The following is a 23,214-nucleotide window of genomic DNA, read 5'->3' on the forward strand; positions in this document are numbered from 1 at the left end:
AATTTCGATAGGGCGCGTCTGAATAGCCCTGCCGCCCCCACCCGGTCGCTGCGCGACCACCCTCCCCGGGACGGGGAGGGAGAGGCGCCGTGCTTGCGGCCCTTCACTTCACGCCTCCCGGCTGGCGCGGCTCGATCAGTTCGCGGCCTTCGCCCAGCAGGATCAGGCGTTCTTCGTCATCGACGCGGATCAGCACCAGGCGGCGCGAGGGGTCCAGCATCAGGGTCTCGATGACCTTCATCCGCCGCACCTGGCCCTGCTGTCCCTGGAAGCGAGCCAGGAATTCGGGCGCATAGCGGCGCGCCGCCCAGGCGGCCAGGCCGATAATGCCCAGGGTGATGGCCAGGCCGAAGATCGCCCGGAACAGATCGAGGAAGTTCATGCGGATGCAGCCCCAGACGCATACGGCGGCGGCGCGCGGACGCGGCGCTTCGAGGGCATGTTTCAACGGACGTGGTTAACGGCGCGTTTAGGGATACGAGATATTAACCATGCAGGCGGCAAATTCTGCCGATCCGTTCGTCCGAGGGATTCGCGTGTCCGTCACCGACCTGCCGCTGCTGAATCAGATCAAGGGCCGCCTGGGCTGGCTGGACGACCGTCAACGGGTGATCGCCCAGAACGTCGCCAACTCAGACACCCCCGGCTATGTCGCGCGCGACCTGAAGACGCCGACCGACTTCGCCGAGGCGATGCGGACGGGCGGCGGGCTGCGCATGATGGCCACTAACGCCCGCCACATCTCGCCGCCCGGCCAGGCCGCGCGGTTCGAGGCGACCAACGCCCCGGATTCCGAGACCACGCTGGACGGCAATTCGGTCGTGGTCGAGGAGCAGATGCTCAAGATGGCCGAGAGCCGCATGGCTTATGACGCCGCCATCGGCTTCTACCAGAAGTCGATGCAGATGATCCGCCTGGCGGCCAAGAAGCCCGGCGCCTGAGGGGGACTGAATCATGCCTGACCCGATCAACGGCCGTCCCGTCACCCCACGCAACACCGCCATGGCCGTCGCCTCGAGCGCGCTGAAGGCGCAGCAGTCGCGGATGCGCATCATCGCCGAGAACATCGCCAACGCGGAATCGACGGCCAACGTCGCGGGCGGTCAGCCTTATCGCCGCCAGACGCCGGTGTTCCAGGCCCGCAACGTCGACGGCGCGACCGGCGTGGTCTTGGCCGAGGTGCGGCCGGACCAGAGCAACTTCCGCATGGACTACGACCCCTCGCACCCGGCGGCCAACGCGGAAGGCTATGTCCAGCGGCCCAACGTCGACACCCTGGTCGAGGCGATGGACATGCGCGAGGCGCAGCGCGCCTATGAGGCCAATCTGAACGTCATCGAGACGGCGCGGAACATGGAGTCCCGCACCCTCGACATCATCAAGAAATAAGAGGGCTTAGGGCATGAACCCGATCATGGCCGCCCGCGCCTACGCCGCCGCACAGGGCGGGAGCGGCGTCAGCGTCACCACTTCGGCCAATGCGGCCGCCAGCACCGGCCCGAACGCGGCCGGAGGCTTCGCCGATTTGCTGCAGAACGTCATGACGCAGACGACGCAGCAGACCCGCGCGGCTGAAACCCAGATGGCCCAATCGGTCCAGGGGCAAGGCAATCTGATCGACGTCGTCACGGCCATCTCATCGGCCGAAGCCTCGCTGGAGACGGTCATGGCCGTCCGCGACCAGGTGATCTCGGCCTATCAGGAAATCATGCGGATGCCGATCTGACGGGGCCTTGATGCGCCGTCATCCTCACGTCCTCACACCCCACCGCCGTCATCCTCGGGCTTGACCCGAGGATCCAGCTCCGCAACGTCTGATCCGGCGTGACCTTTATGCGGCTGCCGTCGTGTGACTGGATCCTCGGGTCAAGCCCGAGGATGACGGCGCGCTTGGTGAGCCGAGCGACTTGTCCCGCCCTCAGAACCCCAGTTCCGCCCTCAGCGTTTCAGGCGTCAGGCCGCCCTCTCTCAGTTCAGCCAAGGTAACCGAGCGGTCGCGCTTGGCGTAGCGGCGGCCGTCAGGTCCGGCCAGCAGGCGGTGGTGGCGATAGACCGGCGCGGGCCAGTCCATCAGCGCCTGGATCAGCCGCTGGATATGCGTCGCCTCGAACAGGTCCTGCCCCCGAATGACGTGGCTGATCGCCTGCAGGGCGTCGTCGTGCGTCACCGCCAGGTGGTAGGCGGTCCCGGCGTCCTTGCGCGCCAGCACCACGTCGCCCGCCGTCTCGGGCCGCGCCTTGACCACGCCGGTCTCGCCCTCGGGGCCCGAGCCTTCCTCGACGAAACTCAGGGCGTCCCAGGCCGCGCCGCCCAGCGCCTCCTTCGCCCGATCCAGCGACAGCCGCCAGGCGAAGGGGCGCTCCTCGGCCAGCAGACGGGCCTCTTCCTCGGGGGGATGCGGACCGGGGCGCGCCGCTTCGGCGGGGCCGTGGGGGGCGTCGCCGATGGCGTCCAATATCTCCTTGCGGGTACGGAAGCAGCGATAGAGCAGGCCGCGCCGGTCCAGCGCTTCGACCACGGCGGCGTAGTCGGCCAGGTGATCGGACTGACGCCGCACGGGCGTCTCCCAATCCAGCCCCAGCCAGGCGAGGTCTTCGTAGATCGCCGCCTCGAACTCGGGCCTGCAGCGCGTCGGGTCGATGTCCTCGATCCGCAGCACGAAGCGCCCGCCCGCCGCCTTCGCCGCCCGATACGCGGTCATGGCCGAAAAGGCGTGCCCCTTGTGCAGGCGGCCGGTGGGCGAGGGGGCGAAGCGGGTGGCGAACATGGCGACAGACTAGCGGTTTCCGGCCGTGGTCAGAACCGGGCGGCGAACGGCTCTTTTCGAGGGATGGGGCGCAGGCTTAGCATGGCGTCATGGCCCTTGCTCCGTCACCCGCCTCCGTCGCTGCCGCTCGCGAGGCTCTGGCCGCCGCCGATCCGGCGCTGGCGCGCGCCCACGCCTCGACGCCCGTGTTCGAGTGGCGGCTGCGGCCCGGCGGCTATGAGGGCCTGTTCCGCATGATCGTCGAGCAGCAGGTGTCAGTGGCCGCCGCCGCCGCCATCTGGAAACGGGTGGTCGAGGGGCTGGACGGGCAGGTGACGCCCGACGCCGTGCTGGCGCGGGATGTCGAGACGCTGCGCACCTTCGGCCTGTCGGGTCAGAAGGCGAAATACGGTCATGAGATCGCCCGCGCCCATGCGGACGGCCACATCGACTTCGACCATCTGGAACGGCTGGACGACACTCAGGCCATCGCCGCCCTGGTCGCCATCAAGGGGGTGGGCAAGTGGACGGCCGAGACCTTCCTGATGTTCTGCGAAGGGCGGGCGGATGTCTTTCCCGGCGGCGACGTGGCTTTGCAGGAGGCCATGCGTTGGGCCGACCGCGCCGAGGACCGCCCGAACGAGAAACAGGCCTATGCCCGCGCCGAGATCTGGCGGCCGCATCGCGCGGTGGCGGCGCATTTGCTCTGGGGATGGTATGGTGGCGTTCGGCGCGGCGAGATCGCGCTGGACGAGGGCGTCTAGCCTTCGGCATTCATGAAGGCTGGGGGCGACCCCGAAGACGGCGCCGCGCGGCGCCTTGGGGATGATGACGATGTTGGAGCCGATCGCGGGCGCAGACCTGGTTCGTCCGGCTGCGGTGCTGCCGTTGCTGGATTTTGCGGGGGTGGCCGTCTTCGCCGCCACCGGCGCCCTGGCCGCCGCGCGCGAGAAGCATGACGTCCTGACCTTCGCCTTCTTCGCCGCCGTGACCGGCATGGGCGGCGGCACCCTGCGCGATCTGCTGATCGGGGCGCCCGTCTTCTGGGTGCAGGACTGGCGCTATGTCGCTGTCTGTATGGTGGCGGCGGTCGGCTTCTGGATGCTGGGTTCGCGGTCGTGGCGTTTCCGCGCCCTGCTGTGGCTCGATGCGGTGGGCCTGGCGGCCTATGGCGTCATGGGGGCGGCCAAGGCGGCCTCTTACGGCGTGACGCCGCTGATCTGCATTGTCATGGGCGTGCTGACGGCCTGCTTCGGCGGCATCGTGCGCGACGTGCTGGCGCACCAGCCCTCCATCCTGTTGCGGCGCGAACTGAACATCACCGCCGCCCTGGTGTCTGCGGCCCTGTTCGTCGGCCTGAAGGCGGTGAGCCTGCCCACATGGCCCGCCGTGGCGGTCGCCGTCGTGGCCGGGTTCGGCGTGCGCGCCGGCGCCCTGAAGTGGGGCTGGAGCCTGCCCGCCTTCCCGACCGCCGCTTCGCGTTATTAAGACCAGTTATTGAGGATGAAGATGAGCGACCTTCCCGCCGCCTATGCGGATGCGCCCCGTTGGCCCTTTGGCGACAGCCCCGAACTGGCTGATGAACTGCTGGCCCTGGTGCTGGCGGGCGGCAAGCGCGCGACCTGTTCGTCGCTGGCGTCATGCGAGGCTGACATCATGCCGACCGTGGGCGAGGTCAGCGTCATTCTGGACGGCGCTGGAGCCCCTCGCTGCGCGATCCGCACGACCGAGGTCGAGATCATGCCCTTCGAGCAGGTCAGCGAGGACTTCGCGCGCGCCGAGGGAGAGGGCGACTTGACCTATGAATGGTGGCGCGACGCCCATGAGGCCTACTACCGCCGCGAAGGAACCTGGGCGCCGGGCATGAAGGTGGTCTGCGAGCGCTTTGAACTGGTCGAGGTCTTCTAAGGGCGCGTCACGAAAACGCGCCGTATCTGTCATGGCGATGCGGGAGAATCAGGCGTAGGGTTTCGCCATCAGACCAAGGAAGGAGACGTGTCTTCAGTCCTGTCGCGTCGATAACCCCCCGTATGAGCGGGAGGGCCTGATGCAGGTCCTGTCCCGCCCGCCGTCCGGCTTTCCAGCCTTGGTGCTGAACGCCGATTTCAGGCCCTTGTCCTATTTTCCTCTGTCGCTGTGGCCGTGGGAAGAGGTGGTCAAGGCCGTGTGGCAGGACCGCGTCGACGTGGTCGCCACCTATGACAAGGTCGTCCGCAGCCCCTCGCTGGAGATGCAGCTGCCGAGCGTGGTCTGTCTGAAGTCCTATGTGGACCAAGACCGCAAGCCGGCCTTCACCCGGTTCAACGTCTTCCTGCGCGACGGTTTCGCCTGCCAGTATTGCGGCGCGCCGGGCACGGCCCAGGATCTGACCTTCGACCACGTGATCCCCCGCTCGCGCGGCGGGCGCACGACGTGGCAGAACATTGTCGCGGCTTGCGGTCCCTGCAACCTGCGCAAGGGCGGCCGCACGCCCGGCCAGGCCCACATGCCCCTGCGCCGCACCGCTCACCAGCCCAGCGCCTGGCAGCTTCAGCAGGCGGGACGGCGCTTCCCGCCCCACTTCCTGCACCAGAGCTGGCTGGACTATCTCTATTGGGACATCGAGCTGGAGCCGTAGCGCGCCGCCCGTCTCAACTGGCCGAGTAACTCGTCTTGGTCTGGGTGTAGAAATCGGCCGCCGCGAAGCCCTGCTCGCGCGGGCCGTAGCTGGACTTCTTCATGCCGCCGAAGGGGACGTGGTAGTCCACGCCCGCAGTGGCCAGGTTGACCATGGTCATGCCCGCCTTTGCGCGGCGCTGGAAGTCGCGCGCGTGCTTCAGCGACTGGGTGACGATACCCGCTGACAGGCCGAACTCGACGCCGTTGGCGACCGCCAGGGCCTCTTCATAGGAGGCGACGCGGATGGTCGAGGCGACGGGGCCGAACACTTCCTCGGTGTTGATGCGGGCGTCGGCTTGGGTGTCGACGATCAAGGTCGGCTGGACGTACCAGCCAGGCTTGTCGAGGCTGAGGCTCTCGCCGCCGGCGAGCACGCGGCCGCCGCCGTCGCGGGCGATGGCGATGTAGTCGTAGGAGACCTGACGTTGAGCTTCGGTCACGGCGGGGCCCATTTGGGTCGTCGGGTCGAGGGCGTCGCCGATGCGCAAAACCTTCACCTTCTCGGCCAGGGCGACGACGAAGCGGTCGTGGATTCCGTCCTGCACGATCAGGCGGCTGGAGGCCGTGCAACGCTGGCCCGTGGCGAAGAAGCTGCCGTCCAGCGCGATGGCCACGGCGTGCTCCAGATCGGCGTCGTCCATCACGATCAGCGGGTTCTTGCCGCCCATCTCCAGTTGCACGCGGGCCTGGCGTTTCATCGCCCCCTCGGCCACCCCGGCGCCGACCTTCTGCGAGCCGGTGAAGCTGATCCCGTCCACGTCCGGGTGGGCGACGATGGCGCGGCCGACGTCGCCGTCGCCGATGACCATGTTGACCACGCCGCCGGGCAGGCCCGCCTCATGCAGGACGGCGATTAGGGCCTCGGCCGTGGCCGGGGTCGGGCCGGCGGGCTTGATGACGACGGTGTTGCCGAAGGCGATGGCCGGGGCGATCTTCCAGGCCGGAATGGCGATGGGGAAGTTCCACGGCGTGATCAGGCCGAACACCCCGACCGGCTGACGATAGGTCTGGATTTCGACGCCGGGCCGGGTCGAGGCCAGGTTCTGGCCGTGCAGGCGCAGGGCCTCGCCGGCGAAGAACTTCAGGATGCGGGCGGCGCGGGCGGTCTCGCCGACGCCCTCGGCCAGGGTCTTGCCCTCTTCACGCGACAGCAGGCGGCCGACGGTTTCGCGTCGCTCCATCAGCAGCGTCCCGGCCCGGTCGAGGATGTCCGAGCGCACCTCCGGCGAGGCGTCGGCCCAGGGACCGAAGGCCGCGCGCGCCGCCTGGACCGCCTGGTCGACTTCGGCCGCCCCGCCCTGGGGCGTGCGGGCCACGACCTCGCGCGTGTCCGAGGGGTTCAGGCTCTCGCCCGTCCGCGCCCCGGCGATCTTCTCGCCGCCGATCCAGTGCGAAAGCTCGAGCGTGTCGGTCATGGGGATCATCCTCGGTTGCCAGGCTGGATTGCCCAACGGCGGCGGCGCGGACAAGGCGTCGGGCCGACGATTGACGAGGCTTTCCGCAGCGACACATTATCCGCCCCTTTCAATCGGGGGCGTTGTGCGTGAACCAGCAGCATCTTTCTTCGGAAGCCGACGATCTGGCGGTTGCGCGGACCTTTGTGGAGCATCGCCTTTCGGCGCGAGCCTTGCGCGACTATCCGGGGGCGACGCCCGAGACGCTGAGCCGTTCCTATGCGATCCAGGATCAGGCGATCGCCCTGTACCCCAACCAGGTCGTCGGCTGGAAGGTCGGCGGGGTGCCTCCGGCGCTGCAAGGCGTGCTGGGCGCGCATCGCGTGGCGGGACCCGTCTTCGCCGCCAATGTCTGGACTGCGGGACCGCAGGCGACGGCGCTTCCGGTGATCGAAGGCGGTTTCGCGGCGATCGAGGCCGAGTTCATCGCCCGCATCGGCGCGGATGTCGACCCGGTGCGCCTGGACTGGAGCCTTGAGGCCGCCGCCGATCAGATCGACGTCGTCTTCATCGGGGTGGAATTGGCGGGCAGCCCCCTGCCGACCATCAACGACCTGGGGCCGACGGTGGCGGCCTCAGACTTCGGCAACAACGGCGGTCTGTTGATCGGTCCCGAGCTGACGGACTGGCGCGCCCGGCTCGAAACGGTCGAGGTGGAGACCGTCATCAATGCAGAGCGTGTGGGGCAGGGCGGCTCGGCTTCCCTGGCCGGCGGCGCGCTGGAATCGGTGCGGTTCCTGCTGGAGCACGGTGCGCGACGCGGGCGGCCGCTGACGGCGGGCGCCCTGATCTCGACCGGCGCCGTTACGGGGGTTCATCGCGTGGGGGTCGGCGATGAAGCGGTCTGCCGTTTCGACGGCGTCGGCGAGATACGCTGCCGCACGGTGAAGGCGCAGCCTCGGCTCGACCTGAAGGAATGAGCGCCTCAGATCCGCTCTAGCGGCAGGCGCATCCCCGCGACGATCAGGCAGGCGGTATCGGCGACGGCGGCGATGCGCTGGTTCAGGCGGCCCGCTTCGTCGCGGAAGCGGCGGCCCAACGGATTGTCGGGCACCAGGGACCAGCCGACCTCATTGCTGACGACCCACAACGCGGCGGGGCAGGCGGCCAGGGCCTGTGCCAGGTCGTCGACGGCGGCGGCCAGGTCGCGTTCGGCCAGCATCTGATTGCTGAGCCACAGCGTCAGGCAGTCGACCACCGCCACGTCCTCGGCCGACAGGGCGCGCACGGCCTCGGCCAGGTCCAGCGGAGCCTCGACCCGGCGCCAGACATCGCCGCGCTCGGCCTGATGGCGGGCGATGCGGTCGCGCATTTCGTCGTCGAAGGCCTCGGCGGTGGCGATGAAGACGGGCGGGCGGCCCGCCGCCTCGGCGGCCTGTTCGGCCTGTCGCTGGGCGTAGCCGCTCTTGCCGGAACGGGCGCCGCCGAGAACCAGGGTGAGGGCCATGCGTGGTCTCTCCGGTTGACCTGAACCGCACGCGGTCCTACTGCCACGGTCGCGTCAGGTTCCCCGAAAGGGGATTGAAAGGGAACGGAGTGTGAAACTCCGGCTGTTCCCGCAACTGTAAGCGGCTAGCCCGCGCGTCATACGCCACTGGCGGTCCGGAAGGCCACGGCCTGAACGACTTCTGGGAAGGCGACGCGCACCGGCCTTGATCCGCGAGCCAGGAGACCTGCCTGTCGCCGTCGTTCTCCGTGCGGTCGGGATGTGCCGGGCGGTCGAGGCAACTCGTGTGACGACAGTCGTAAACCAGCCGCGTCAGCGGCCGCTTTCGCTCATCCGGGCGACGGGCGGTCCGGCGCGGCGTCGTCATATGGAGACCCGGAATGAACCGGACCGCATTCGCTACCCTGGCCGCCGCCAGCCTTCTGGCCGCCGCCCCCGCCTTCGCCGCTGAAGTCCTCGACCAGCAAGCCGCCGCTCCCGATGTGGCGGGCCGCGCCGGCGCCACCGCCGTCGAGGACGTGGTCGTCACCGCCAACCGTTCGGCCCAGCCGATCGAGCGCGTCGGCGCATCGGTCACCGTCCTGACCCAGGCCGCCATCGAGGCGCGCCAGACCCCGGCCGTGGTCGAACTTCTGGCCCAGACGCCGGGCGTCAGCTTTACCCGCAACGGCGGCGTCGGCACGTCCACGGGCGTCAACATCCGCGGCGCCGAGAGCCAGCACACCGTCGTCCTGATCGACGGGGTCAAGCTGAACGACCCGTCCTCGACGCAGGGCGGCTTCAACTTCGGCAATCTGCTGGTCGGCGACACGGCGCGCATCGAGGTGCTGCGCGGCGCCCAGTCGACCCTGTGGGGCAGCCAGGCCATCGGCGGCGTGGTCAACATCGTCACGGCCGAACCGACTGAAGCCCTGCAAGGCAGCCTCGACGCCGAGGCCGGCGCGCGCGGCACGACCTATTTCCGCGGCGGGATCGGCGGCGCCAATGAACGTCTGAGCTGGCGCCTGGCGGCCAGCCGCTATGACACCGACGGCTTCTCGGCCTTCGCCAAGGGAACCGAGGACGACGGCTATACCAACACCGGCCTGTCGGGCCGCCTGAACGTCAAGGTGACGGACGCGGTCTCCCTGGATCTGCGTTCGGTCTGGTCCAGCGGTCGCAACGATTTCGACGCCTTCAACGGCGACAGCCGCGAATACGGCAAGACCCAGGAGCTGGTCGCCTACGCCGGCCTGAACTTCGACCTGCTGGACGGCCGTTTCCGCAACCGCATCGGCTACGCCCACACCGACACGGATCGCCGCAACTTCAACCCGGACAACAAGGTCCAGACCCTGACCTTCGACGCCGAGGGCCAGAACCGTCGCTGGGAGTATCAGGGCGCCTTCGCCGTCACCGAGGCGCTGAACGCGACCTTCGGCCTGGAGCACGAGAAGTCGGAGATGAAGACCCGCTCGCCCGGCGACTGGAACCCGAACCCGACCTTCGGTCGCGGCGAGGCCGAGCTCAACAGCGCCTATGGCCAGGTTCAGTGGACGGTGCTGGACGGCCTGACCCTGACCGGCGGCCTGCGCTACGACGACCACGCCCAGTATGGCGACAACCTGCTGGGCCAGGTCGCGGCGGCCTGGGCCCTGAACGAGGGCGATACGGTGGTGCGCGCCAGCTGGGGCCAGGGCTTCCGCGCGCCGGGCCTGTATGAGCTGTACAGCGAGTACGGCAATCTGAACCTGCAGCCGGAAGAGTTCGACAGCTGGGAGATCGGCGTCGAGCAGCGCCTGTTCGACCGCGCTGTCGTCTCGGCGACCTACTTCAACCGCCAGGCGGACAATGAGATCCGCTACAACGGCTGCTCGACGCCCTCGACGGACCCGCTGTGCACCGTCAACGGCGTGGGCCGCTGGGGCTATTACCGCAACGTCCAGAAGACCGAGGCGCAAGGCGTCGAACTGGTCGGCCGCGTGGACGTGACGGAGCGCCTGAACGTCAGCGCCAACTACACCTGGACCGACGCCAAGAGCGCCTCGGGCGCCACGGACGGCAAGCGCCTGACGCGTCGTCCCGAGCACATGGCGAACTTCGCCGCCGACTACGCCTTCGCCTTCGGTCTGAAGACGGGCGTGGCGGTGCGTTACGTCGGCGAGACGTTCAACAACGACGCCAACACGGTGAAGGTCGATTCCTACACCCTGGTTGACCTGCGCGCCTCCTATCCGATCAACGACACCCTCGAAGTCTATGGTCGGATCGAGAACGCTTTCGACGAGGACTATCAGACGGTCCTGAACTACGGCGCGCCGGGCCGCGGCGTGTTCGGCGGCGTTCGCGTCCGGTTCTGATGTGATGAAGGACGCCGCGTTCCTGACGACGGCGACCCGGCACGGCGGCGGCCTGATGACGGCCGCCGCCGCCTATCCCGACGCGCCGCAGCCCTGGCTGGACCTGTCCACGGGGATCAATCCTGAACCGTGGCGGGGACCGCGCGCGTCGGAGGAGGCGCTGAACCGCCTGCCCGATCCAGCCGCCCTGGCGGCGCTGGAGGCCGTCTCTGCGGCCGCCTTCGGCGCTTCGCCCGAGCGGACGGCGGCGGTCGCGGGGGCCGAGGCGGCGATCCGTCTTCTGCCCCTGCTGCTGGGCGTGCGGGCGGTCGAAGTCGTCGGCCCGACCTACGGCGCCCACGCCGAGGCCTGGCGCGCGGCGGGCGTGGCGACGCGCCTGATCGCGCCCGATCAGGCGGCGGCTTCGCAGGCGGGCGTGCTGGTCATCGTCAATCCGAACAACCCCGACGGCCGCCTGACCCGGCGGGCCGATCTGATCGCCATGGCGCGGGCGCGCTCCAAGGCGGGGCGCTGGCTGGTGGCGGACGAGTCCTTCATCGAATGCGCGCCCGGCGACAGCGTGTCGGACCTGACCGAGCCGGGGCTGATCGTCCTGCGCTCCTTCGGCAAGTTCTATGGTCTGGCCGGGGTGCGGCTGGGCTTCATGCTGGCGGCACCCGAGCTGATCCGGCGTTTGCGCGCGTTTCAGGGCGACTGGCCGGTCGGCGCGGACGCCCTGGCGCTGGGGCGCGGCGCCTACGCCGACGAGGCCTGGCGGCGCCGGACCGAGGCGGCCCTGGCCGAGCGGGCTGACCGGCTGGACGACCTGCTGGCGCGGGCGGGGTTCCAGATCATCGGCGGGACCAGCCTGTTCCGCATGACGCGCACGCCCCACGCCGCGCGCTGGTTCCAGCACCTGTGCCGGGCGGGAATCCTGACCCGGCCGTTCGATCACACGCCCGACGCCCTGCGCTTCGGCGTCCCGGCCGAGCGCGATTTCCCTCGTCTTCAACGTGCGTTGGAGGCCTTCGCATGAGGGCGACCCGGCGACAGGCGTTGGCGGGCGCGGGGGCGATGCTGGTCGCCGCGCCGGCTGCGGCCGGCGCCGCCCCGCGTCGCGTGGTGTCGCTGAACGCCTGCCTCGACGCCATCCTGGTCCACGTCGCCGACCGGGGGCAGATCGCGGCCCTCAGCCACTATGCGCGCGAGCCGGTCGGCTCGACCATTTCCGAGGTGGCCAAGACCTTGCCCTTCACCTGGGAGACGGCGGAGGAGGTCATCGCCCTGCGCCCCGACCTGGTGCTGACCAGCCGCCATAGCGCCCTGGCCACCCGCAACGCCCTGGGCCGCATGAACATTCAGACAGAGCTGTTCTCTGTGCCCGACAGCGTGGCGACCAGTCTGGACCAGGTGCGCGAGGTCGCCCGCCTGGTCGGCCGCCCGGCGCGGGGCCAGGTCCTGATCGCGCGCATCGAGGCCGCCATCGCCGCCTCGGCCCCGTCGCCGGGGGCGCCGCCGCTGACGGCCCTGATCTATCAGCCCAACGGCTTTTCCGCCGGGCGCGGCACCCTGATGGACGAGATGATGACCCGCGCCGGGTTCGAGAACGTCGCCGGCCGCTACGGTCTGGGCAAATGGGGAAACGTGCCGGTCGAGCGCCTGCTGGCCGACCCGCCCCAAGTGCTGCTCAGCGGCGTTCCGGTGCGCGGCTCGCGGACCTGGGCCGACCGGGTGATGCGCCATCCGGCGCTGAAGTCCCTGTCCGGCCGGATGGTGCAGGCGCAACTGGAAGAGAAGCTGCTCTATTGCGGCGGGCCGGTGCTGATCCAGACCGCCGCCGCCCTGGCTCGCGCGCGCCGTACGGCGCTGGAGGCCCTGACATGACCCTGCCGCGTCCCCTGGTGATGATCGGGCTGCTGCTCCTGATCGCCGCCCTGTCCGTGGCCAGCATGAGCGCGGGCCGCGTCTGGATTCCGTGGAGCGACTGGGCGAGCCAGCGCGGCGATCCCGCCTGGGCCATCCTGTTCGAGCTGCGCCTGCCGCGCACGGTGCTGGCCCTGATGGTCGGGGCGGTGCTGGGCCTGACCGGGGCGGCGTTGCAGGGTTACACCCGCAATCCTCTGGCCGATCCGGCCATCCTGGGCGTCTCGACCATGGCGGCGCTGGGGGCGGTGCTGACCTTCTATCTGGGGGCGGCGGCCAGCGCGCCGTGGGTCTTGCCCGTCGCGGCCATGGTCGGGGCGGGGATCGGCGTCTTGCTGTTGCTGGCCCTGGCGGGCGCGACCAGCAGCGTCGTCACCTTCATCCTGGCCGGGGTGGTGATCCAGAGCATGGCGGGGGCGGGCGTCGCCCTGGCGCTGAACCTGGCACCCAACCCCTGGGCGGTGAACGAGATCGTCAACTGGCTGATGGGGTCACTGGCCGATCGCAGCGTGGTCGAGCTGAGGCTGGCGGCGCCGGGCATGATCTTGGGCTGCCTGCTGCTGTTGACCCAAGGAAGGACGCTGGACGCCCTGACGCTGGGCGAGGCGGGGGCGCGGTCGCTGGGCGTGCGGCTGGATGCCGGGCGCATGATGCTGGCGCTGGGGGCGGCCCTGGCGGTCGGCTCGGCGGTGGCGGTGACGGGCTCGATCGGCTTCGTCGGTCTGATCGTGCCGCATCTGCTGCGGCCCCTGATCGGCGCGCGGCCCAGCGGCCTGCTGCTGCCCTCGGCCCTGGGCGGCGCGGCCCTGACTCTGGCGGCGGACATTCTGGTGCGGCTGACGCCCGCCTCGACCGAGATCAAGCTGGGCGTGGCCATGGCGGCCCTGGGCGGCCCCTTCTTCCTGGCCCTGCTGATCAGCATGAGACGGAGGCTGACATGAGCATCCTGCGCGCGGAGACCCTGTCCGGCCGCCTGGGCGACAAGGCGGTGCTGAACGGCGTCGGCGCGGCCTTCGCGCCGGGGCTGGTGACGGCGATCGTCGGACCGAACGGGGCGGGCAAGTCGACGCTGCTGGACTGTCTGGCGGCGCTTCGTACGCCCGACGCGGGCCGAGTGACGCTGGACGGGCGGCCGCTGCACGACCTGGCGCCGCGCGCGCGGGCGCGTCGCATCGCCTACCTGCCCCAGAACGCCGAGATCGCCTGGGCGGTCGAGGGGCGCACCTTCGTCGGTCTGGGCCGCACGCCCTACGTCGGCGCCTGGGGTTTGAGGGCGGACGACCGCGCCGCCGTGGCCCGCGCCATGGCTGTGACGGGGGTGGAGGCGTTCGCCGACCGCGTCGTCTCGACCCTGTCGGGCGGCGAGCGGGCGCGTGTGCTGATCGCCCGCGCCCTGGCCGGAGAGCCGCAATGGCTTCTGGCGGACGAGCCGCTGGCGGGCCTCGACCCCGGCCATGTGCTGGACGCCTGCGACCTGTTTCGACGGTTGGCGGATGAAGAGGGGCGGGGCGTGGTCCTGACCCTGCACGACCTCGACGCCGCCCTGCGCGTGGCGGATCGGGTGATCGTGCTGGCCGAGGGGCGGGTGCTGGCCGACGCCGCCCCGGCCGAGGCCCTGTCGCCCGCGGTGCTGAAGGCGGCGTACGGCGTCGAGGCGCGCACCCTCGACGGCGTGCGCGGCCCGGTGCTGGAAATGGTCAGCCGTGCCCGTTAGCAGCCTGCCCACGCCCTGGATCGTCGCCGGCGCTTTGCTGATCGAAGGCGTCGTCGGCTGGCCCCGGCGCCTGTCGCATCCGGTGGCGTGGATCGGCGCCCTGATCGCGGTGCTGGAACGGCGCTGGAACAGGGCGGAGGGGCCGGAACGGGCGCGCCGCATCCTGGGCGTCGTCACGGTGCTGATCCTGATCGCCGTTGCGGGCGGCGCGGGCTGGGGCGTGCAGGCGCTGGCCGCCGTCTCGCCGTTGTGGCCGGGGGTGGCGCTTCTGCTGGTCTGCGGCGCGACGGGGCTGGCGGCGCGCAGCCTGTTCGATCACGTCCGCGCCGTGGCCCGGCCGCTGAAGGCGGGCGACCTGCCCGCCGCGCGTCTGGCGGTCGGCATGATCGTCGGCCGGGACGTCGAGGCGATGGACGAGGGCGAGGTCGCGACCGCCGCTTTGGAAAGCCTGGCCGAAAGCTTCTGCGACGGCGTGGTCGCACCGGTCTTCTGGTTCGTGATCGGCGGCCTGCCGGGGCTGTTCGTCTATAAGGCGATCAACACCGCTGACAGCATGATCGGCCATATGGAGCCGCGCTGGCGGGCTTTCGGCTGGGCGGCGGCGCGCACCGACGATGTGATGAACTGGATACCCGCGCGGATCGCGGGCGCCTTGATCGCCCTGGGCGGCGGGCAGGGCTGGCGCATCATGTGGCGCGACGCGGGCAAGCACGCCTCGCCCAACGCCGGATGGACCGAGGCGGCCATGGCGGGCGCCCTGCGGGTTCGACTGGGCGGGCTGGTCCGCTATGACGGCGCCGTGACTGATCGACCTGTCTTCGGCGACTGGGCGCCGCCGTCCGCCCACGACCTGAAACGAGGGCTGAAGGTTTACGGCGTCGCCTGCGCCCTGTTGCTGATGCTGTTGATCGCCGGGGGTTTCGCATGGCCGCGCTGATGATTCAGGGTTGCGGCTCGGACGTGGGCAAGTCGGTGCTGGTCGCCGGGTTGTGCCGCGTCTTCGCCAATCGCGGCCTGAGGGTGCGGCCGTTCAAGCCGCAGAACATGTCCAACAACGCCGCCGTCACCGCGCCTGACCAAGCAGGCCGCGCGGGCGAGATCGGCCGGGCGCAGGCGCTTCAGGCCCTGGCCTGCCGCACGCCGGCGACCGTCGACATGAACCCCGTCCTGCTCAAGCCGCAGAGCGACACCGGCGCCCAGCTGGTCGTGCGCGGTCAGGTCGAGGGCGTGTGGCAGGCGAAGGGCTATCAGGACCGCAAGGCCGCCCTGCTGGACGTGGTGCTGGACAGCTTCCGCCGTCTTCAGGCCGAGGCCGATCTGGTGATCGTCGAGGGCGCGGGCAGTCCGGCCGAGACGAATCTGCGCGCCGGGGATATCGCCAACATGGGCTTCGCCCGCGCGGCGGACGTGCCGGTGGTGCTGGTCGGCGACATCGACCGGGGCCATGTGATCGCCTCGCTGGTCGGCGCCCATGCGGTGCTGGACGACGAGGACCGGGCCATGATCCGGGGCTTCATCATCAACAAGTTTCGCGGCGATCCGGCCCTGTTCGATCAGGGCCGGGCCGAGATCACGCGGCGCACGGGCTGGGCGGATCTGGGCATGGCGCCGTGGCTGGCAGATGCGCGGGCGCTTCCGGCTGAGGACGCCGTGGTGCTGGAGCGGTCGGGCGGCGAGCGTGGCGGAAAGGTGCGGATCGCCGTGCCCATGCTGTCGCGCATCGCCAATTTCGACGACTTTGATCCGCTGAGGCATGAGCCGGGCGTGGATTTCGGCTTCGTGCCGCCGGGGCAGGCCCTGCCGGGCGATGCCGACCTGATCATCCTGCCGGGGACCAAGGCGACGCTGGCCGATCTGGCCCTCCTGCGGGCGCAGGGTTGGGATGTGGACATCGCCGCCCATGTGCGGCGCGGCGGACGGGTGCTGGGCGTGTGCGGCGGCTATCAGATGCTGGGCCGCACGATCAGCGATCCTGACGGTGTCGAGGGCGTGGCGGGATCGGCGCCGGGGCTGGGCCTGCTGGACGTCGAGACGGTGCTGGCGGGGGCTAAGACCCTGCGCTGGGTCGAGGGACGGCTGACGCCTTCGAGCGCGGCGGTCGCGGGCTATGAGATCCACATCGGCCGCACCGACGGCCCGGACACGGCCCGCCCGGTCGCCATCATCGACGGGGCGGCGCATGGCGCGCGCTCTGATGATGGGCGGATCGCGGGCCTCTATGTCCACGGCCTGTTCGATCGGTCCGAGGCGCGGGCGGCCCTGCTGGCGGAGGTCGGCGCCGCATCCGACGGTGTGGATCAGGGCGCGCGCGTGGATCAGGCGCTGGACCGCATCGCTGCCGTTCTGGAAACCCATTTCGACATTCCGGCGCTGGCCCGGATCGCAGGACTGACATGACCGAACTGACCGACCTTCTTTCCGTGCCGCTGCTGGATCAGGGGCTGCGCGCGCCGCTGCGTCAGGCGTTGGACGGCAAGGCCAAGCCGGTCGGCGCCCTGGGCCGGATCGAGGATCTGGCCCTGACGCTGGGTCTGATTCAGGGGGCGCTTCGCCCGGCCGTGAGCCAGCCGGTGCTGCTGGTCTTCGCCGGGGATCATGGCCTGACGCGCTCGGGCGTGGCGGCCTATCCGGCGGGCGTGACCGTGGCCATGGTCGACACCCTGCTGACGGGGCGGGCCAGCGCCAACGCCTTCGCCAAGGTCGTCGGCGCGCAGGTGCAGGTGATCGACGCGGGCGTCGCCGCTGATCTGTCGGACCGCGCGGGCCTGATCCACGCCAAGGTCGCGCCGGGCACGAAAGACGCCTCGGTCGAACCGGCCATGACGCCCGATCAGGCCGAGGCCGCCCTGCTGGAAGGCGCCGCCATGGCGCGGGCCGCCATCGACGACGGGGCCGATGTGATCGCGCTCGGCGAAATGGGCATCGGCAACAGCGCCTCGGCCGCCCTGCTGATGCATCGGCTGGCGCCCGCGCCTCTGCTCGACTGCGTGGGGCAGGGGGCGGGGCATTCGCCCGAGGGGCTGGCGCGCAAGCAGGTCGTGTTGGCCCAGGCCGCCGCCCGCTCGGACGCGACGGCGCCGCTGGAGGTGCTGATCCAGTTCGGAGGATTCGAGATCGCCATGATGGCCGGGGCGCTGCTGGGCGCGGCGAAAGCCGGTGCTCCGGTCATCGTCGACGGCTTCATCGGCTCGGCGGCGGCCTTGCTGGCGATCCGGCTGGCGCCGAACGCGCGCGACTACTGCATCTTCGCCCACGCCTCGGCCGAGGCGGGGCATCGCCGGATGCTGGAGGCGGTCGAGGCGCAATCGTTGCTGGGCCTCGACATGCGGCTGGGCGAGGGGACGGGGGCGCTGCTGGCCGTGCCTCTGTTGAAGGCGGCCTGCGCCCTGCTGTCCGACGTGGCCGAGCTGAAGGACATATTGGAGGCCGCGCGATGATCGGGCGCGAGGCGCGGCTGTTCGTCTGCGCCCTGCAGTTCCTGACGCGCCTGCCGACGCCGCCGCTGCGCGACTTCCAGCCCGAATGGATCCAGCAGAGCGCGCGCTGGTTCCCGCTGGTCGGGCAGGTGGTGGGCCTGATCGCTGCGGCGATCCTGTATGGCGCGGCCCAGGTCTGGAGCCCGTGGATCGCGGCCCTGCTGGCCGTGGCGGCGGGCGTGGCGATGACCGGCGGCTTCCACGAGGACGGGCTGGCCGACACCGCCGACGGTCTGGGCGGCGGCCAGACGCGGGCGCGGCGGCTGGAGATCATGAAGGACAGCCGCCTTGGCTCCTATGGCGCGCTGACGCTGGGGCTGACGCTGGCGTTGCGGGTGGCGGCGTTGGCGATGCTGGTCGGCCTATCGCCGTGGCTGGCGGCTATGGCGCTGGTCGCCTCGCATGGCCTGGGGCGGGCGGCGGCGGTCGGAGCGATGGCGCTGATGCCCTATGGCGGCGACCCCGGCATGGCCAAGGAGGGCAAGCCGGACCGCGCCTCGATGACGGGGCTGGCGGTCGCCGTTCTGGTCGCCCTGTGGCCGCTGGCTCTGCTGCCGGTCATGGCGGGCGCGGTCGGCGTGGCGGCGGGGCTGGTGGTCGGCGCGGTTCCGGCCTGGCAGGCGCAGCGGCTGATCGGCGGGCGCACCGGCGACGTGCTGGGCGCGGTCGAGCAGATGTTCGAGGTCGGCTTCCTGCTAGGCGTCGCGGCGTTGCTGGCGTCATGAGGTTGATCGTCTCGCCCCTGCCGCAGGTCGAGCGGCTGTTGGTCGAGCATCGACCGTCGCATCTGGTGACGCTGGCCTCGCCGGGGGCTGACGCGGCCTTTGAGGCCGAGCATCGGTTGGACCTGCGCTTCAACGACATCGCCGTCCCGCGCGCAGGGCTGGTCGCGCCGTCCTGCGAACACGTCGAGGCCCTGCTGACCTTTGCGGAAGACTGGACCGGGGCGAGGCCCCTGCTGATCCATTGCTGGGCGGGGGTCAGCCGCTCGACGGCGGCGGCCTATGTCATCGCCTGCGCCCACACCGCGCCGGGGCGCGAGGAGGCGTGGGCCGCGCGTCTGCGAGACGCCGCGCCGACCGCCACGCCCAACGCCCTGATTGTCGCCCACGCCGACCGCCTGCTGGACCGCGACGGCGCCATGATCCGCGCTGTCGAGGCCATCGGCCGGGGCGCCGAGACCGACTGGGGCGCCCCCTTTGAACTGGACCTGACCGCTGAAGGAGACGACCGCCGATGAGCGATCCGCACGACGCCGAACTGAACGCCCGCCACGCCGAGAAGATGAAGCGCGTCCAGGCCGCCCGCGCCCGGATGATGCAGTCCAAGACGGTCGAGCGCGGCCTGGTCATCGTCCACACCGGGACGGGCAAGGGCAAGTCGACGGCGGCCATGGGCATGGTCTGTCGCATGATCGGCCACGGCATGAAGACCTCCATCATCCAGTTCATCAAGGGGGCGATGGAGACGGGCGAACAGACCCTGTTCGACAGCTTTCCCGATCTGGTCGAGATGCGGCCGATGGGCGAGGGCTTCACCTGGGACACCCAGGACCGCGCCGCCGACATCGCCAACGTCCGCCGCGCGTGGGAGGCCGCAAAGGCCCGCATCATGGACCCGGAATGGAAGATGGTCGTTTGCGACGAACTGAACATCGCCCTGCGCTACGACTATCTGCCCGTCGAAGAGGTGCTGGAGGTTCTGGCCGCCCGCCCGGCTGACACCCACGTCGTCATCACCGGCCGCAACGCTCCGGACGCCCTGATCGAGGCGGCCGATCTCGTCACGGACATGCAGATGGTCAAACACCCGTTCCGCGGCGGGGTGAAGGCTCAGGCCGGGGTGGAGTTCTGATGAGCCGGCCTGCGGCGCGACTGGTGGTCTGCACCACCTGCCGCCTGTCGCCGGACGAGCCGGTCGATGCGGACGGCGTCTCCGGCGGGGTGCGGCTGCTTCAGGCCGTGGCGGCGGCGGCGGAACGCGCGCCCGAACTGCGGATCGAGGAGCAGGCCTGCCTGTGGGCCTGCCGCAGCCACTGCACCGTCTATCTGGCGCAGGGCGGAAAGCCCGGCTACCTGGCGGGAACCTTCACGCCGACCGCCGAGGCCGCCGAGGCCATCGTCGATTTCGCGCGCCGTTACGCCGCCAGTCCCGACGGCGCCGTGCCCTATCGCGACTGGCCCGAGGGGATGAAGGGGCATTTCATCGCGCGCCTACCCCAGGACGCCTGATTTAGCGCGCTTGACCTTCCCTTGATGGGAAGGTTTAGGGGTGTCGTCGTCAAAGGTTTACGAGGACGACGTCATGGCCGCCGAAGGCTTGAAAATACTGGATCTGCCCGTCCTGGGCATGACCTGCGCCAGCTGCGTGGGCCGGGTCGAAAAGGCCATCCGCGCCGTGCCGGGCGTGACCGAAGCGCAGGTCAATCTGGCCGCCGAGCGGGCGCAGGTGTCGCTGTCGCCTGACGGTTCCGCCGCCGCCGTCGCCGCCGCTATCAAGAGCGCGGGCTATGAACCGATGGAGGAGGAGGTCGTCTATCCCGTGCGGGAGATGACCTGCGCCTCCTGTGTCGGCCGGGTCGAAAAGGCGCTGGCCGCCGTGCCGGGCGTGCTGTCGGCCAGCGTCAATCTGGCGACCGAACGGGCGACGGTGCGCTTCCTGTCGGGGGCGACGACGTTCCAGGATCTGGCCGCCGCCGTCGAACAGGCCGGCTATGTGCTGGAGGCGCCCGAGGACGCCGGGCCAGACGCCAGCGACCGCGAACAGGCCGCCCGCGACGCCGAGATCAAGAAGCTGGCCCGCGCCGTGCTGATCGCGGGCGCGGCTACCCTGCCGCTGTTCGTGCTGGAGATGGGCTCGCACTTCGTGCCGGGGATGCACCACTGGGTCAATGAGACCATCGGCGCCTTCAACTGGAAGGTCATCAGTTTCGTGCTGGCGACCTTCGTCCTGTTCGTGCCGGGGATCATCTTCTACCGCAAGGGCGTGCCCGCCCTGCTGCGCTGGGCGCCGGACATGAACTCCCTCGTCGTGCTGGGCGCGACGGCGGCGTGGGCTTTCTCGACCGTGGCGACGTTTGCGCCGCAGTGGCTGCCTGCGGGCACGGCCAACATTTATTTCGAGGCGGCGGCGGTGATCGTCACCTTGATCCTGGTCGGGCGCTGGATCGAGGCGCGCGCCAAGGGGCGCACGGGGCAAGCGATCCGTCGCCTGATGTCGCTGCAGGCCAAGACCGCCCGCGTGGTGCGTGACGGCGTCGAGCAGGACGTGGCCGTCGACGCGGTCAAGGTCGGCGACGTGGTCGTGGTGCGCCCCGGCGAGCGGGTGCCGGTCGACGGCGTGGTCACCGACGGCGCCTCATTCGTCGATGAATCCATGCTGACGGGCGAGCCGATCCCGGTCGAGAAGACCGCCGGCGCTGAGGTCACGGGCGGCACGCTGAACACCACGGGCGCCTTCCGCTTCGAGGCGCGCCAGGTCGGCTCGCAGACCGTGCTGGCCCAGATCGTCAAGATGGTCGAGGCGGCGCAAGGGGCCAAGCTGCCGATCCAGGCGCTGGTGGACAAGGTGACGGGCTGGTTCGTGCCGGTGGTCATGGCCATCGCCGCCCTGACCTTCGCCGTGTGGTTCCTGTTCGGACCCGACCCGGCGCTGGGCATGGCCCTGGTCGCGACCGTGGCCGTGCTGATCATCGCCTGCCCGTGCGCCATGGGTCTGGCGACGCCGACCTCCATCATGGTGGGCGTGGGCCGGGCGGCGGAGCTGGGCGTTCTGTTCCGAAAGGGCGAGGCGCTTCAGGCCCTGCAGGGCGTCGAGGTCGTCGCCTTCGACAAGACCGGCACCCTGACCGAAGGCAAGCCGACGCTGACCGATCTGGTCACAGCCGAGGGCTTTGACGAGGCGACCGTGCTGGCCCAGGTGGCGGCGCTGGAGATACGCTCCGAGCATCCGGTGGCCCGCGCCCTGGTCGCGGCGGCCGAGGCGCGCGGCGTGACGGTGGTCGAGCCGCAGGACTTCGCCTCCATTCCGGGCAAGGGGGTGACGGGTCTGGTCGACGGGGCGCGCGTCGCCGTCGGCGCCGACCGCTACATGGCCGAGCTGGGCTGCGACGTGGCCGTGTTCGCCGAGGCGGCGGCCCGTCTGGGCGATGAGGGCAAGACGCCGCTCTACGCCGCCGTGGACGGTCGACTGGCCGCCATCATCGCCGTGGCCGATCCGGTCAAGGCGACGACGGCCGAGGCCATCGCCGCCCTGCACGACCTGGGGCTGAAGGTGGCGGTCATCAGCGGCGACAACCGTCGCACCGCAGCCGCCGTGGCGCGCCGTCTGGGCATCGATGAAGTCCACGCCGAGGTCATGCCGGACGGCAAGGTGGCCGTGATCGAAGAACTGAAAGCGGGCGGGCGCAAGGTCGCCTTCGTCGGCGACGGGGTGAACGACGCCCCGGCCCTGGCGGCGGCGGACGTGGGTCTGGCGGTCGGCGGCGGCTCGGACGTGGCGATCGAGAGCGCGGACGTGGTCCTGACGGGCGGCGACCTGCGCGGTGCGGTCAGCGCCATCGGTCTGTCGCGGGCGACGATGAACAATATCCGCCAGAACCTGGCTTGGGCGTTTGGTTACAACGTCCTGCTGATCCCGGTGGCGGCGGGGGTTCTCTATCCGGTCTTCGGCCTGATGCTGTCGCCCATGCTGGCGGCGGGGGCCATGGCCCTGTCCAGCGTCAGCGTGGTGCTGAACGCCCTGCGACTGCGCGCCTTCAAGCCCCATATCGGTTCGAACAGCGTGAAGGGAGCCGCGTGATGAACATCGGTAAGGCCGCCCAGGCGACCGGCGTCACGGCCAAGATGATCCGTTATTATGAGGCGCAGGGGTTGATCCGTCCGGCGGACCGGACGGACGGCAACTATCGCGACTTTTCCGAGCGCGATCTGAACGATCTGCGCTTCATCCGCCGGGCGCGGGGGCTGGGTTTTTCGATCGAGGAGATCAGCCGCCTGCTGTCCCTGTGGCGCGACAACGCCCGGCCCAGTCGCGAGGTCAAGGCCATGGCCGAGAAGCACCTGATCGACCTGGACGCGCGTATCCTCGAGATGCGCGAGATGGCGGACACCCTGCGCCATCTGGCCAGTTGCTGCGCCGGGGACGAGCGGCCGGACTGCCCGATCCTGTCCGACCTGGCGGGCGATCCGTCGCAGGATGCAGCCGGTGCGGCCGCTTGACCTTCCTATGATGGCAAGGGGTCCAATGAACTGTCGCGTACCAAGAAAAGGAGCATCGTCATGATCTCGCTCAACATCCCGAAGATCCGTTGCGGCGGCTGCGTCGCCTCGGTGGAAAAAGCCGTCCTGTCCGTCGATCCGGCGGCCAGGATCACGGCCGACGTCCCGGCGCGCCGGGTCGAGGTCGAGACGACGGCGACCGCGCAATCCCTGTCCGACGCCCTGGCGGCGGCCGGCTATCCCGTTCAGGAGAACTGAA

Annotated in this window: 27 protein-coding genes and 1 riboswitch; of the genes, 23 read left to right on the plus strand and 4 right to left on the minus strand. The window is 70.3% G+C overall.

What is annotated here, in order from left to right:
• Window positions 1-103: 103 nt before the first annotated feature.
• On the minus strand, window positions 104-382 hold the full coding sequence (locus AC3IPP_RS03325; protein ID WP_087141550.1) for a FliO/MopB family protein: 279 nt from the start codon (window positions 380-382) through the stop codon (window positions 104-106).
• Window positions 383-536: 154 nt separating this feature from the next.
• Here AC3IPP_RS03325 and flgB point away from each other — a divergent pair, with 154 nt between their 5' ends.
• From flgB to fliE, 3 genes are read left to right on the plus strand one after another with little or no spacing between them, the layout of a single operon-like run.
• The gene (flgB, locus tag AC3IPP_RS03330) at window positions 537-941 is read left to right on the plus strand and encodes a flagellar basal body rod protein FlgB (protein WP_087141531.1); all 405 of its coding nucleotides are present in this window, start codon (window positions 537-539) and stop codon (window positions 939-941) included.
• Window positions 942-954: 13 nt separating this feature from the next.
• Window positions 955-1,389, plus strand: coding sequence for a flagellar basal body rod protein FlgC (gene flgC, locus AC3IPP_RS03335; RefSeq protein ID WP_256968325.1), 435 nt, complete (start codon window positions 955-957; stop codon window positions 1,387-1,389).
• 13 nt (window positions 1,390-1,402) lie between these two features.
• Window positions 1,403-1,726: a flagellar hook-basal body complex protein FliE gene (gene fliE / locus AC3IPP_RS03340; RefSeq protein WP_087141530.1), complete on the plus strand. Its 324-nt coding sequence runs from the start codon at window positions 1,403-1,405 to the stop codon at window positions 1,724-1,726.
• Between the two features lie 192 nt (window positions 1,727-1,918).
• Here fliE and gluQRS read toward each other — a convergent pair whose 3' ends face one another.
• Window positions 1,919-2,767: a tRNA glutamyl-Q(34) synthetase GluQRS gene (gene gluQRS / locus AC3IPP_RS03345; RefSeq protein WP_489150352.1), complete on the minus strand. Its 849-nt coding sequence runs from the start codon at window positions 2,765-2,767 to the stop codon at window positions 1,919-1,921.
• Window positions 2,768-2,856: 89 nt separating this feature from the next.
• On the opposite strand from gluQRS, the gene AC3IPP_RS03350 reads away from it, so the two are divergent.
• From AC3IPP_RS03350 to AC3IPP_RS03365, 4 genes are all read left to right on the plus strand, one after another.
• Window positions 2,857-3,510: a DNA-3-methyladenine glycosylase family protein gene (locus AC3IPP_RS03350; protein WP_489150353.1), complete on the plus strand. Its 654-nt coding sequence runs from the start codon at window positions 2,857-2,859 to the stop codon at window positions 3,508-3,510.
• 61 nt (window positions 3,511-3,571) lie between these two features.
• Window positions 3,572-4,234 (plus strand): trimeric intracellular cation channel family protein, encoded by a 663-nt coding sequence (locus tag AC3IPP_RS03355; protein WP_087141527.1) that lies wholly within the window; start codon window positions 3,572-3,574, stop codon window positions 4,232-4,234.
• Window positions 4,235-4,255: 21 nt separating this feature from the next.
• Window positions 4,256-4,654: an ASCH domain-containing protein gene (locus tag AC3IPP_RS03360; RefSeq protein ID WP_489150354.1), complete on the plus strand. Its 399-nt coding sequence runs from the start codon at window positions 4,256-4,258 to the stop codon at window positions 4,652-4,654.
• 136 nt (window positions 4,655-4,790) lie between these two features.
• Entirely contained in the window at window positions 4,791-5,363 is a 573-nt protein-coding gene (locus AC3IPP_RS03365) for an HNH endonuclease (protein ID WP_252865498.1), read from the plus strand.
• A 13-nt stretch (window positions 5,364-5,376) separates the two neighbouring features.
• Here the strand turns inward: AC3IPP_RS03365 and AC3IPP_RS03370 are convergent, their stop codons facing one another.
• Window positions 5,377-6,819: an aldehyde dehydrogenase family protein gene (locus AC3IPP_RS03370; protein WP_489150355.1), complete on the minus strand. Its 1,443-nt coding sequence runs from the start codon at window positions 6,817-6,819 to the stop codon at window positions 5,377-5,379.
• A gap of 128 nt (window positions 6,820-6,947) precedes the next feature.
• Here AC3IPP_RS03370 and AC3IPP_RS03375 point away from each other — a divergent pair, with 128 nt between their 5' ends.
• Entirely contained in the window at window positions 6,948-7,778 is an 831-nt protein-coding gene (locus AC3IPP_RS03375; RefSeq protein ID WP_489150356.1) for a 2-keto-4-pentenoate hydratase, read from the plus strand.
• A gap of 5 nt (window positions 7,779-7,783) precedes the next feature.
• Here AC3IPP_RS03375 and cobU read toward each other — a convergent pair whose 3' ends face one another.
• Window positions 7,784-8,305 (minus strand): bifunctional adenosylcobinamide kinase/adenosylcobinamide-phosphate guanylyltransferase, encoded by a 522-nt coding sequence (gene cobU, locus AC3IPP_RS03380; protein WP_489150357.1) that lies wholly within the window; start codon window positions 8,303-8,305, stop codon window positions 7,784-7,786.
• A gap of 39 nt (window positions 8,306-8,344) precedes the next feature.
• Window positions 8,345-8,553: riboswitch (cobalamin riboswitch) on the plus strand.
• A gap of 132 nt (window positions 8,554-8,685) precedes the next feature.
• Here cobU and AC3IPP_RS03385 point away from each other — a divergent pair.
• The 15 genes from AC3IPP_RS03385 to AC3IPP_RS03455 all read left to right on the plus strand — a co-directional run bounded on the left by AC3IPP_RS03385 (window position 8,686) and on the right by AC3IPP_RS03455 (window position 23,213).
• Complete coding sequence (locus AC3IPP_RS03385) at window positions 8,686-10,644, plus strand: TonB-dependent receptor plug domain-containing protein (protein ID WP_489150358.1); 1,959 nt, start codon at window positions 8,686-8,688, stop codon at window positions 10,642-10,644.
• Between the two features lie 4 nt (window positions 10,645-10,648).
• Window positions 10,649-11,659, plus strand: a complete 1,011-nt coding sequence (cobD, locus tag AC3IPP_RS03390) for a threonine-phosphate decarboxylase CobD (protein WP_489150359.1) — start codon at window positions 10,649-10,651, stop codon at window positions 11,657-11,659.
• Window positions 11,656-12,507 carry an ABC transporter substrate-binding protein gene (locus AC3IPP_RS03395; RefSeq protein ID WP_489150360.1) on the plus strand — a complete coding sequence of 284 codons (852 nt, stop codon included), beginning with the start codon at window positions 11,656-11,658 and terminating at the stop codon, window positions 12,505-12,507. Before cobD ends, AC3IPP_RS03395 begins: the two co-directional genes overlap by 4 nt.
• Window positions 12,504-13,487, plus strand: a complete 984-nt coding sequence (locus AC3IPP_RS03400) for a FecCD family ABC transporter permease (protein ID WP_489150361.1) — start codon at window positions 12,504-12,506, stop codon at window positions 13,485-13,487. The genes AC3IPP_RS03395 and AC3IPP_RS03400 overlap by 4 nt, the downstream gene beginning before the upstream one ends.
• The gene (locus AC3IPP_RS03405; protein ID WP_489150362.1) at window positions 13,484-14,260 is read left to right on the plus strand and encodes an ABC transporter ATP-binding protein; all 777 of its coding nucleotides are present in this window, start codon (window positions 13,484-13,486) and stop codon (window positions 14,258-14,260) included. Before AC3IPP_RS03400 ends, AC3IPP_RS03405 begins: the two co-directional genes overlap by 4 nt.
• A complete protein-coding gene (gene cbiB / locus AC3IPP_RS03410) occupies window positions 14,250-15,197 on the plus strand; it encodes an adenosylcobinamide-phosphate synthase CbiB (RefSeq protein ID WP_489150363.1) in 948 nt (315 codons plus the stop codon). The genes AC3IPP_RS03405 and cbiB overlap by 11 nt, the downstream gene beginning before the upstream one ends.
• Window positions 15,185-16,657 (plus strand): cobyric acid synthase, encoded by a 1,473-nt coding sequence (locus AC3IPP_RS03415; protein WP_489150364.1) that lies wholly within the window; start codon window positions 15,185-15,187, stop codon window positions 16,655-16,657. Before cbiB ends, AC3IPP_RS03415 begins: the two co-directional genes overlap by 13 nt.
• Window positions 16,654-17,697 (plus strand): nicotinate-nucleotide--dimethylbenzimidazole phosphoribosyltransferase, encoded by a 1,044-nt coding sequence (gene cobT / locus AC3IPP_RS03420; protein WP_489150365.1) that lies wholly within the window; start codon window positions 16,654-16,656, stop codon window positions 17,695-17,697. The genes AC3IPP_RS03415 and cobT overlap by 4 nt, the downstream gene beginning before the upstream one ends.
• Window positions 17,694-18,461: an adenosylcobinamide-GDP ribazoletransferase gene (gene cobS / locus AC3IPP_RS03425; protein ID WP_489150366.1), complete on the plus strand. Its 768-nt coding sequence runs from the start codon at window positions 17,694-17,696 to the stop codon at window positions 18,459-18,461. Before cobT ends, cobS begins: the two co-directional genes overlap by 4 nt.
• The gene (locus tag AC3IPP_RS03430) at window positions 18,458-18,976 is read left to right on the plus strand and encodes a tyrosine phosphatase family protein (RefSeq protein ID WP_489150367.1); all 519 of its coding nucleotides are present in this window, start codon (window positions 18,458-18,460) and stop codon (window positions 18,974-18,976) included. The genes cobS and AC3IPP_RS03430 overlap by 4 nt, the downstream gene beginning before the upstream one ends.
• Complete coding sequence (cobO, locus tag AC3IPP_RS03435) at window positions 18,973-19,590, plus strand: cob(I)yrinic acid a,c-diamide adenosyltransferase (RefSeq protein ID WP_489150368.1); 618 nt, start codon at window positions 18,973-18,975, stop codon at window positions 19,588-19,590. The genes AC3IPP_RS03430 and cobO overlap by 4 nt, the downstream gene beginning before the upstream one ends.
• Complete coding sequence (locus tag AC3IPP_RS03440) at window positions 19,590-19,967, plus strand: DUF1636 domain-containing protein (RefSeq protein ID WP_489150369.1); 378 nt, start codon at window positions 19,590-19,592, stop codon at window positions 19,965-19,967. The genes cobO and AC3IPP_RS03440 overlap by 1 nt, the downstream gene beginning before the upstream one ends.
• 73 nt (window positions 19,968-20,040) lie before the next feature.
• Window positions 20,041-22,536 carry a heavy metal translocating P-type ATPase gene (locus AC3IPP_RS03445; RefSeq protein ID WP_489150370.1) on the plus strand — a complete coding sequence of 832 codons (2,496 nt, stop codon included), beginning with the start codon at window positions 20,041-20,043 and terminating at the stop codon, window positions 22,534-22,536.
• Complete coding sequence (cueR, locus tag AC3IPP_RS03450) at window positions 22,536-22,955, plus strand: Cu(I)-responsive transcriptional regulator (RefSeq protein WP_489150371.1); 420 nt, start codon at window positions 22,536-22,538, stop codon at window positions 22,953-22,955. The genes AC3IPP_RS03445 and cueR overlap by 1 nt, the downstream gene beginning before the upstream one ends.
• Before the next feature lie 60 nt (window positions 22,956-23,015).
• Window positions 23,016-23,213, plus strand: a complete 198-nt coding sequence (locus tag AC3IPP_RS03455; protein ID WP_087141508.1) for a heavy-metal-associated domain-containing protein — start codon at window positions 23,016-23,018, stop codon at window positions 23,211-23,213.
• Window position 23,214 lies beyond the last annotated feature (1 nt).

It is taken from the genome of Brevundimonas sp. KH_060, assembly GCF_057838275.1.

Excerpts from the sequence above, each read along its gene's own strand:
- AC3IPP_RS03445 (WP_489150370.1), top strand. The coding sequence starts at position 20,041 with ATGGCCGCCGAAGGCTTGAAAATACTGGATCTGCCCGTCCTGGGCATG.
- cobO (WP_489150368.1), top strand. The coding sequence starts at position 18,973 with ATGAGCGATCCGCACGACGCCGAACTGAACGCCCGCCACGCCGAGAAG.
- AC3IPP_RS03325 (WP_087141550.1), bottom strand. The coding sequence starts at position 382 with ATGAACTTCCTCGATCTGTTCCGGGCGATCTTCGGCCTGGCCATCACC.
- AC3IPP_RS03355 (WP_087141527.1), top strand. The coding sequence starts at position 3,572 with ATGATGACGATGTTGGAGCCGATCGCGGGCGCAGACCTGGTTCGTCCG.
- AC3IPP_RS03360 (WP_489150354.1), top strand. The coding sequence starts at position 4,256 with ATGAGCGACCTTCCCGCCGCCTATGCGGATGCGCCCCGTTGGCCCTTT.
- cueR (WP_489150371.1), top strand. The coding sequence starts at position 22,536 with ATGAACATCGGTAAGGCCGCCCAGGCGACCGGCGTCACGGCCAAGATG.
- fliE (WP_087141530.1), top strand. The coding sequence starts at position 1,403 with ATGAACCCGATCATGGCCGCCCGCGCCTACGCCGCCGCACAGGGCGGG.
- AC3IPP_RS03395 (WP_489150360.1), top strand. The coding sequence starts at position 11,656 with ATGAGGGCGACCCGGCGACAGGCGTTGGCGGGCGCGGGGGCGATGCTG.
- AC3IPP_RS03455 (WP_087141508.1), top strand. The coding sequence starts at position 23,016 with ATGATCTCGCTCAACATCCCGAAGATCCGTTGCGGCGGCTGCGTCGCC.
- cobT (WP_489150365.1), top strand. The coding sequence starts at position 16,654 with ATGACCGAACTGACCGACCTTCTTTCCGTGCCGCTGCTGGATCAGGGG.
- gluQRS (WP_489150352.1), bottom strand. The coding sequence starts at position 2,767 with ATGTTCGCCACCCGCTTCGCCCCCTCGCCCACCGGCCGCCTGCACAAG.
- AC3IPP_RS03370 (WP_489150355.1), bottom strand. The coding sequence starts at position 6,819 with ATGACCGACACGCTCGAGCTTTCGCACTGGATCGGCGGCGAGAAGATC.
- AC3IPP_RS03400 (WP_489150361.1), top strand. The coding sequence starts at position 12,504 with ATGACCCTGCCGCGTCCCCTGGTGATGATCGGGCTGCTGCTCCTGATC.
- AC3IPP_RS03350 (WP_489150353.1), top strand. The coding sequence starts at position 2,857 with ATGGCCCTTGCTCCGTCACCCGCCTCCGTCGCTGCCGCTCGCGAGGCT.
- flgC (WP_256968325.1), top strand. The coding sequence starts at position 955 with ATGCCTGACCCGATCAACGGCCGTCCCGTCACCCCACGCAACACCGCC.
- cobS (WP_489150366.1), top strand. The coding sequence starts at position 17,694 with ATGATCGGGCGCGAGGCGCGGCTGTTCGTCTGCGCCCTGCAGTTCCTG.
- AC3IPP_RS03385 (WP_489150358.1), top strand. The coding sequence starts at position 8,686 with ATGAACCGGACCGCATTCGCTACCCTGGCCGCCGCCAGCCTTCTGGCC.
- cobU (WP_489150357.1), bottom strand. The coding sequence starts at position 8,305 with ATGGCCCTCACCCTGGTTCTCGGCGGCGCCCGTTCCGGCAAGAGCGGC.
- AC3IPP_RS03405 (WP_489150362.1), top strand. The coding sequence starts at position 13,484 with ATGAGCATCCTGCGCGCGGAGACCCTGTCCGGCCGCCTGGGCGACAAG.
- cobD (WP_489150359.1), top strand. The coding sequence starts at position 10,649 with ATGAAGGACGCCGCGTTCCTGACGACGGCGACCCGGCACGGCGGCGGC.
- AC3IPP_RS03415 (WP_489150364.1), top strand. The coding sequence starts at position 15,185 with ATGGCCGCGCTGATGATTCAGGGTTGCGGCTCGGACGTGGGCAAGTCG.
- AC3IPP_RS03440 (WP_489150369.1), top strand. The coding sequence starts at position 19,590 with ATGAGCCGGCCTGCGGCGCGACTGGTGGTCTGCACCACCTGCCGCCTG.
- AC3IPP_RS03430 (WP_489150367.1), top strand. The coding sequence starts at position 18,458 with ATGAGGTTGATCGTCTCGCCCCTGCCGCAGGTCGAGCGGCTGTTGGTC.